This window comes from Sphingosinicella sp. (assembly GCF_052387495.1).
Classification (GTDB): domain Bacteria; phylum Pseudomonadota; class Alphaproteobacteria; order Sphingomonadales; family Sphingomonadaceae; genus Allosphingosinicella.
Genome location: NZ_JBQTJC010000155.1, coordinates 1 through 6,579 on the forward strand (window position 1 = coordinate 1; position 6,579 = coordinate 6,579).

10 protein-coding genes are annotated in these 6,579 nt (G+C 68.5%); 2 read left to right on the forward strand and 8 right to left on the reverse strand.

All coding sequences use genetic code 11. From position 1 onward, the window contains the following. Nucleotides 1-1,400 (forward strand): hypothetical protein (locus ACT4N8_RS08765; protein WP_444857752.1); only part of this gene is annotated, 1,400 nt, incomplete at its 5' end. A gap of 3 nt (nt 1,401-1,403) precedes the next feature. Here ACT4N8_RS08765 and ACT4N8_RS08770 read toward each other — a convergent pair. The 8 genes from ACT4N8_RS08770 to ACT4N8_RS08805 are packed head-to-tail and all read right to left on the reverse strand — an operon-like array spanning nt 1,404 to nt 6,213. Next, a complete protein-coding gene (locus ACT4N8_RS08770) occupies nt 1,404-1,871 on the reverse strand; it encodes a YbaK/EbsC family protein (protein ID WP_444857753.1) in 468 nt (155 codons plus the stop codon). Nucleotides 1,872-1,921: 50 nt separating this feature from the next. After that, nucleotides 1,922-2,545, reverse strand: a complete 624-nt coding sequence (locus ACT4N8_RS08775; RefSeq protein ID WP_444857754.1) for a dihydrofolate reductase family protein — start codon at nt 2,543-2,545, stop codon at nt 1,922-1,924. Beyond that, nucleotides 2,538-3,035 carry a VOC family protein gene (locus tag ACT4N8_RS08780; protein WP_444857755.1) on the reverse strand — a complete coding sequence of 166 codons (498 nt, stop codon included), beginning with the start codon at nt 3,033-3,035 and terminating at the stop codon, nt 2,538-2,540. The genes ACT4N8_RS08775 and ACT4N8_RS08780 overlap by 8 nt, the downstream gene beginning before the upstream one ends. 30 nt (nt 3,036-3,065) lie before the next feature. Then, nucleotides 3,066-3,815, reverse strand: coding sequence for a DUF1428 domain-containing protein (locus ACT4N8_RS08785; RefSeq protein ID WP_444857756.1), 750 nt, complete (start codon nt 3,813-3,815; stop codon nt 3,066-3,068). After that, a complete protein-coding gene (locus tag ACT4N8_RS08790; RefSeq protein ID WP_444857757.1) occupies nt 3,812-4,513 on the reverse strand; it encodes a glutathione S-transferase family protein in 702 nt (233 codons plus the stop codon). The genes ACT4N8_RS08785 and ACT4N8_RS08790 overlap by 4 nt, the downstream gene beginning before the upstream one ends. A 6-nt stretch (nt 4,514-4,519) precedes the next feature. Next, nucleotides 4,520-5,002 carry a VOC family protein gene (locus tag ACT4N8_RS08795; RefSeq protein WP_444857758.1) on the reverse strand — a complete coding sequence of 161 codons (483 nt, stop codon included), beginning with the start codon at nt 5,000-5,002 and terminating at the stop codon, nt 4,520-4,522. 28 nt (nt 5,003-5,030) lie between these two features. Beyond that, a complete protein-coding gene (locus ACT4N8_RS08800) occupies nt 5,031-5,468 on the reverse strand; it encodes a VOC family protein (RefSeq protein WP_444857759.1) in 438 nt (145 codons plus the stop codon). 28 nt (nt 5,469-5,496) lie between these two features. Further along, complete coding sequence (locus ACT4N8_RS08805) at nt 5,497-6,213, reverse strand: DUF899 family protein (protein ID WP_444857760.1); 717 nt, start codon at nt 6,211-6,213, stop codon at nt 5,497-5,499. Between the two features lie 164 nt (nt 6,214-6,377). Here ACT4N8_RS08805 and ACT4N8_RS08810 point away from each other — a divergent pair. Beyond that, nucleotides 6,378-6,579 (forward strand): winged helix-turn-helix transcriptional regulator (locus tag ACT4N8_RS08810; RefSeq protein ID WP_444857761.1); only part of this gene is annotated, 202 nt, incomplete at its 3' end.

Consider the following 6,579-nt stretch of genomic DNA (forward strand, 5'->3'; position numbering starts at 1 on the left):
TTGGCTTGGGGCGGGGGGGGGCGATGGGGTTGCGGGGGGGGGGGCCGGCGGCGCCGGTGACCACCCTGCTAACCATGCTCGACATCGCCCGCGCCGCGCGCGCCCGCGACCCCGCGCAGGAGGCGGCGGAGCGCGCCCCCCTCGAGGCGGCGGAGGCGGCGGCGCGCGCGGTAGAGCAACGCCACGCGCTGGCGCGCTCCGAGACCTATGTCTTCGACCGGCGGAGCGAGGGCCATGCCCGCCTCAATAGCTCGGCGCGGAGCGAGGTCGAGGCCGCCTACCGCACCTACACAAGCGCGGTCGAGGCCTGGCAGCAGGCGCGCGCACTGACCGTCTTCACCGAAACCTGGGTCGCCGATCTCGAGCTCGCCGCCGAGCGCTATATCGAAGCCTCGCTCGAATTCGGCCAGGCGGCGGTCCGCGACGGCGGCGCGAGCCGGCCGGGCTTCGCCGAGCGCGAGGGGGCGAGCGCGCCCTATCGGCGCTGGCTCGCCTGCTACGCGCCGGTGCTGCAAGGCGCGCCGGCGGCGGCGGGCGACGCGACCTGCGCGCGCCTCAGGGCGATGCGCTCGGACCTAAGCCTTCGCCGCGCCGCCTTGCTCTCCGCCGGCGGAGCGCGGCCGACCAGCGCCTATTTCCGCCTGCTCCAGGTCGACAATTACATTTCCGGCATCGTCGAGGATTTCGCGGTCGGGCTTGTGGGCCTGAGCGACCGCGCCTTCCGCGACCTGCTCGACGAGGTGCTGAATCCGGTGCCGGTCACCGCAGCCACCTTGAACGCGACTTTCAGCGAGGCACAGAACGGGCAGCTCGCCTTCCGCTGCGTGATCGATTGGATCGACGCCGATCTCGGCCTGCGCGCACCCCTGGCTTCGGGCGAGGACGCCGAATGCGACAATGCGCCGCGCACCCGCGACCGGCTCGATCCCGCCCAATTCGCGCCGCTCGATCATGCGCTGACGCTGGCGCGGCTCGCCTTGCTCGATCAGGTAGGGGTGCGGCAGGTGGCGGCGCGCTTCGGCGGCGACGGCGCCGCGCTCCGGCTGGGCGCCCAGCCGCGCTACTCGTTGCTGCTCGACAGCGTCCGCTCGCTGGACGGCAGTCAATTGTGGTCGGGCCGCTCGATGCCCTTCCCCCGGGCGCGCGCTTGGCGCGAGCCGCCGGCCGCGACAGGCGCGGGCTTCCCGATGGCCGGCCGGCAGGAGGCGGGCTTCCCCTTCTACCAATCGCCCGCACTCCGCCGGACGGTCTTCGCCGCTCTATTCCCGCAGCCCTTCGAAGGCGCGATCCTCCGCCGCGCCGAGCTGCAGCCGCCGCATTATCCATTCCGCCCCTGCGCCGGTGACACTCTGCGCGGCAGCGAGCTGGAGGGGGCGACGGGGCTTACGGAGATCTGCTGAACGTCACTCCGGCAGGCGGCAGAGATCGACCCAGCGCGTGCCGACCAGCGCGAACAGCCGCTCCGGCGACACCTCGACCGAGGTGTTGAGCGAGCCGGCGGCCGGAAAGACCGTCGCGTAGTTCCGCAGCGAGATGTCGCAACAGACGGGGAGCGGCCGGGCGAGGCCGAACGGACAGACCCCGCCGACCGGGTGGCCGGTCAGCGCGAACGTTTCATCGGCCCCCAGCATCCGCGGCCGTCCGCCGAACGCCGCCTTGGTCTTGGCATTGTCGAGCCGGGCATCGCCACGCGCCACGAGCAGGAAGATGTCATCGCCGACCCTCACCGCGAGCGTCTTGGCGATCCGCCCCGGCTCAACGCCGAGCGCGGCGGCGGCGGTGGCGACGGTCGCGGTGCTCTCCGCCACTTCGATCAGCGGAAGGTCGGGAGCGTTTTCGGCCAGCCAGGCACGCACGGATTCGAGGCTCATGACCGAGGCGTAGCGAGCCACGGCCGCTGGGCCAAGCTGGCGAGTCCGGCCTAGGGCCCGCCTGGCTCCTCCGCGAACGAGCCGGTTGGCACCTCGCCGGCTGGTTCGTAGCTGGCGAAGACGACGCCTTTGTCGGACACGGAATGCTCGACCAGCCTGAGCGCCCCGGACGCTTCCAGCGCGTCAAAGATGCTTTTGCCCTGGCCGAGCAGGACCGGGAAGGTCATCAGCACCAGCCGATCGATCAGGCCCGCGGCGAGCAGCGGCCCATAGAGCGTGCTGCTGCCCTGGATGAGCAGGTCGCGTCCCTCGCCGTGCTTGAGCTCCGCTACCGCCTCGGCCGTGTCGCCGGAGAGCCGGTGGCTGTGGTCCCAGTCCAGCGGCTCCTCCGAATGGGTCAGGACATATTTGTTGATGCGCTGAAATCTGGCGCCGATCGGAATGTCCTGGTGGTGCGGCCAATAGCCGGCGAAGATGTCGTAGGTCCGCTTGCCGAGCAGCAAATCGTACTCGGCGTCGATCACCTTGCCGAAGGGTTGCTCCAGGCTGTCGTCCCAGAAGTGGAATGACCAGCCGCCGAAGCGAAACCCACTGCTCCGATCCTCGTCCGGCCCGCCCGGCGCCTGCATGACGCCGTCGAGCGACTGGAAGACGGCGCCGGTCAGCTTACGCATTGACCGGCTCGCCGGCGCGGGCGGCCTCGATCGTCGCGATATCGATCTTCTGCATCGTCAGCATCGCCTCGAACGCCCGCTTGGCCGCCGCCCGGTCGGGGTCGGTGGTCGCCTCGAGCAGGACGCGCGGGGTGATCTGCCAGGAGAAGCCCCAGCGATCCTTGCACCAGCCGCAGGCGCTCTCCTGCCCGCCATTGTCGACGATCGCGTTCCAGTAGCGGTCGGTCTCCTCCTGGTCCTCGGTGATGACCATGAAGCTCACCGCCTCGTTGGGGGTGAAGGTTGGGCCGCCGTTGAGGCCGACGAAAGGTCGACCGAGGACGGTGAACTCGACGGTGAGCTCCTTGCCCTCCTCGCCGCCGGGATAGTCGGCGGCGGCCTTATGGACCGGGCCGAGATGGCTGTCGGGGAAGGTCGCGGCATAGAATTCCGCCGCCTCGCGGGCCTTGCCATGGTCGAACCAGAGGCAGGTGGTCAGCTTGTCGCTCATGCTCTTTCTCCTCGATGATAGCGCGACCGGTCAGGCCGTCTCGCGCTCCGCCGGCGCTTCGGCGGCGGTGTCGATGATGGGCTTGAAGCCGCCCCAGAACATGCGCTGGCCGTCGAACGGCATCTCGCCGTCGGGCTGCATGTCGGGATCGGACATCATCCGCTCCCAGCCCTTGTCGCGGGTCGCCTTGTCGGGCCACTCGACATAGGAATAGACGATGTTCTCGCCCTCCTTGGCCTTCACCGCCCGCTGATAGTCGGTGACCTTGCCCTCGGGCACGTCGTCGCCCCAGGCCTCGACAATGCGAAGCGCGCCATATTCGCGGAACTTGCCCGCGGCCTTCTGGGCCATCGCCCGGTAGGCATCCTTCTTGTCTTCGGGGACGGGCAGCAGATAGCCGTCGACATAGCCGGTGGTGCCGTCCGCTTTCTCGTCGACGAACGCCTCGAAGCCGCCGTAGATCATGCGCTTGCCGTCGAAGGGCATGGTCTCGCCCATCGCCTTCATGCGCGGATCGTTCATCATCTTCTCATTGGCGGCGTCGCGGGTCGCCTTGTCGGGATATTCGAACCACGAGAAGACGACGACCTCGTCCTCCTTCGCCTGCACCGCGCCCTGAAAGTCGGTGACCTTCCCCTTGGGCACGTCGTCGCCCCAATTCTCGACCATCCGGACGACGCCGAATTCCTTGAACAGCGGCGCCGCGTCGGCGGCATGCTTGCGGTAGACCTCCCGGTTGGCTTCGGGCACCGCGGCGACGAATCCTTCGATGTAGGTCATGCTAATTCTCCTTGCTTTGCCGGGGGTTGATCCAAAAAGGCATATTCGGGCGGCGGCTTCGCGGTGAAGCCCGCCAGCTGCGCGGCGAGCGCCCGCTGGAAGGCCGGCCGCGCCTCGCCGCGCGCCGCATAGGCGGCGAGATTGTCGTGCATGGCGGCCATCGGCGTGCCCTTCAGCTGGCGCAGCACCGCGATCATCAACAGGTCGCCGGCCGAAAAGCTGCCGTCGAGCCATTGGTTTTCGCCGAGCCGCCGCGACAATTCGTCGAGCCGCTCCGAAATCCGGGCGACGATCGCGGGCAGGCGCGGCTTCGACCAGGGCTGATCCGCCTCGAACAGGGTCGCGATGGCATAATCCATGATCGGCGGCTCGACCGTGTTGAGCGCCGCGAACATCCATTCGATCGCGCGAGCGCGGCCGCCGCGGTCGGCGGGCAGCAGGCCGCCGTGGGTCTCCGCGATGTAAAGCACGATCGCGCCGGACTCGAAGAGCGCCAGCCCCTCCTCCTCGTAGGTCGGGACCTGGCCGAAAGGCTGGAGCGCGCGGTGAGCCGGCCTCTTTTGCGTGCCCTGGGGCAGGTAGCGGACGTCGTATCCCTGCCCGACCTCCTCCAGCGCCCAGCGCACGCGCAGGTCGCGCACCAGCCCCTTGGCGAACCAGGGCACCCAGTCGAAGGCGGTGATGACGGGCTTGCTCATAAGGGTTCAGGCCGCGCTCGGCTGGGGCTCGCCGCACATCGCCGCCTGCGCGGCGGCGCGCAGCTCGTCCTCGCTCATCACCGTATCGCGCAATGGATGGGCGATCGACCAGCTGTGGCCGAACGGATCTTTCACCTGGCCGTAGCGGTCGCCCCAGAAGGCATCGTGCGCGGGCATGGTGACGGTGGCGCCGGCGGCGGCGGCGCGCTCGATCGCGGCGTCGGCGTTCGGCACGTTGAGGTGCAGCGTCACCGGCGAACCGCCGAGCGAAAGCGGCGACTGGATGCCCCAGTCCTTGTTCTCGTCGACCAGCATCAACATCGCGCCGTCGATGCTGATCGCGGCGTGCATGATCTTGCCGTCCTCGCCGGGGATGCGGATCATCTCCTCGGCGCCGAACGCCTCTTTGTAGAATGCGATCGCGTCGGCGGCCCCGGCGCAGACGATGTGCGGGGTCAGGGTGGGGGTTGCGCTGGCAATCTCGGTCATCTTCATCCTCCCTTTGAGAAAGCGGCCATCAAGCGTTGGCGGGTTCGGCCGGCGCGGCCATCGCCTCGGTGGCGGCGGCGAGGTCCATCCACATCGGCTCCCAGATATGGCCGTCCGGATCCTCGAAGCTGCGCGAATACATGAAGCCGTAATCCTGCTTCTCGCGCGCCTCACGGCCCCCGGCGGCGAGCGCCTTCTCCGTAATCGCGTCGACGCCTTCGCGACTGTCCTCCGAGATCGCGATCAGGACCTCGCTCGTCGCATGCGCGTCGGCGACCCTTTTGGGGGTGAATTCCTGAAACTTGGCATGGGTGAGCAGCATCACGTGGATGGTCTCGGAAAAGACCATGCAGGCGGCGGTCTCGTCGGTGAACTGCGGATTGTTCACCGCCCCGATCGCCTCGTAGAACGCCTTGGCCCTGGCGAGATCGGCGACGGGCAAGTTCACGAAAATCAGCTTGGACATCTCATTCTCCAGTTGGCGATTGCCCGAGTCAGGCGGGATAGTTCAGCTTCGGATACCATTCCGCGTCGCGCCCATCGGGCGTCCAGTCGAGAATGGCCCAGAGCGGCGTCGGATCGGGAGCGAGGTGCGGGTCGAAACCGGGATCGGTCGTCTCGGCGCTGCCCTCCGCCGCCCAGAACAGGCGGACCTGATCGCCGTCGCGGCGCCAGATCAGCACGGCGGCCATGTCCTCGCCACCGACATAGTCGCGGACGAAATCGTCGCCGACGATCTGGTAGAATTTGAGGTTTCGCCAGCCGCGCTCGCGGGCGAAGGCGAGCTGGCGCGCGACCGGTGAGCGGCCGACGATGGCGAGCGCGAGGCGCTGCGCGATGTCCGGCGCCGGAATGTCGAGCGAGCCGACGAACGAGGTGCACATCGGGCAGGGCCGCGTGCGCTCGGGTCCGAACATCCAGGAGTAGGTGAAGAGCGTATCGTGCCGGCCGAACAGGTCGATCAGGCCGATCTCGTTCCCCTGCTCGTCGAGGAAGCGATAGCCTTTCGCGACCGGACCGGGCGGCAGCGCGCGGCGGTGCTCCGCGACGCGCTGGATCTGCCGGCGCAGCTCGATTTCCTCGGCGAGCAGGGCGGTCCGCGCGACGCGATAGTCGGCGCTTTCGCCCGGCCAGCGGGTCGGGTGCGCCTCAGCCATCTCGCGCGCGGGCTTGAGGGCTTCCCGGGGCGGCAATGTCGCGGTGTCGCTCATCTTCCTCTCCTCGAATCCCGCCCGGCTTTGCGAATCGGATTTGACGCTGATGCGCCATTAGGTTAGAAAAAGCAACTAGGACGTTACAAAAAATAACCGACTCGCAGCACGGCTCGTCGCGGCGGCGCTACGACGATGCCTGCGGCACCGCCCATGCGCTCGATCTGGTCGGCGAGCGCTGGGCGCTGCTCGTGATGCGCGAGCTTATGCTCGGTCCGAAACGCTTTCGTGACTTGCGCGCCGACCTGCCCGGAATCAGCGCCTACGTGCTCACCCAGCGGCTCGAGGGGCTGGAAAAAGCGGGCATCCTCGTGCGGCGCCAGCTCCCGCCACCCGCGTCGGTTCAGGTCTACGAGCTCACCGAAT

Excerpts from the sequence above, each read along its gene's own strand:
- ACT4N8_RS08770 (WP_444857753.1), bottom strand. The coding sequence starts at position 1,871 with ATGAGCCTCGAATCCGTGCGTGCCTGGCTGGCCGAAAACGCTCCCGAC.
- ACT4N8_RS08775 (WP_444857754.1), bottom strand. The coding sequence starts at position 2,545 with ATGCGTAAGCTGACCGGCGCCGTCTTCCAGTCGCTCGACGGCGTCATG.
- ACT4N8_RS08780 (WP_444857755.1), bottom strand. The coding sequence starts at position 3,035 with ATGAGCGACAAGCTGACCACCTGCCTCTGGTTCGACCATGGCAAGGCC.
- ACT4N8_RS08785 (WP_444857756.1), bottom strand. The coding sequence starts at position 3,815 with ATGACCTACATCGAAGGATTCGTCGCCGCGGTGCCCGAAGCCAACCGG.
- ACT4N8_RS08790 (WP_444857757.1), bottom strand. The coding sequence starts at position 4,513 with ATGAGCAAGCCCGTCATCACCGCCTTCGACTGGGTGCCCTGGTTCGCC.
- ACT4N8_RS08795 (WP_444857758.1), bottom strand. The coding sequence starts at position 5,002 with ATGACCGAGATTGCCAGCGCAACCCCCACCCTGACCCCGCACATCGTC.
- ACT4N8_RS08800 (WP_444857759.1), bottom strand. The coding sequence starts at position 5,468 with ATGTCCAAGCTGATTTTCGTGAACTTGCCCGTCGCCGATCTCGCCAGG.
- ACT4N8_RS08805 (WP_444857760.1), bottom strand. The coding sequence starts at position 6,213 with ATGAGCGACACCGCGACATTGCCGCCCCGGGAAGCCCTCAAGCCCGCG.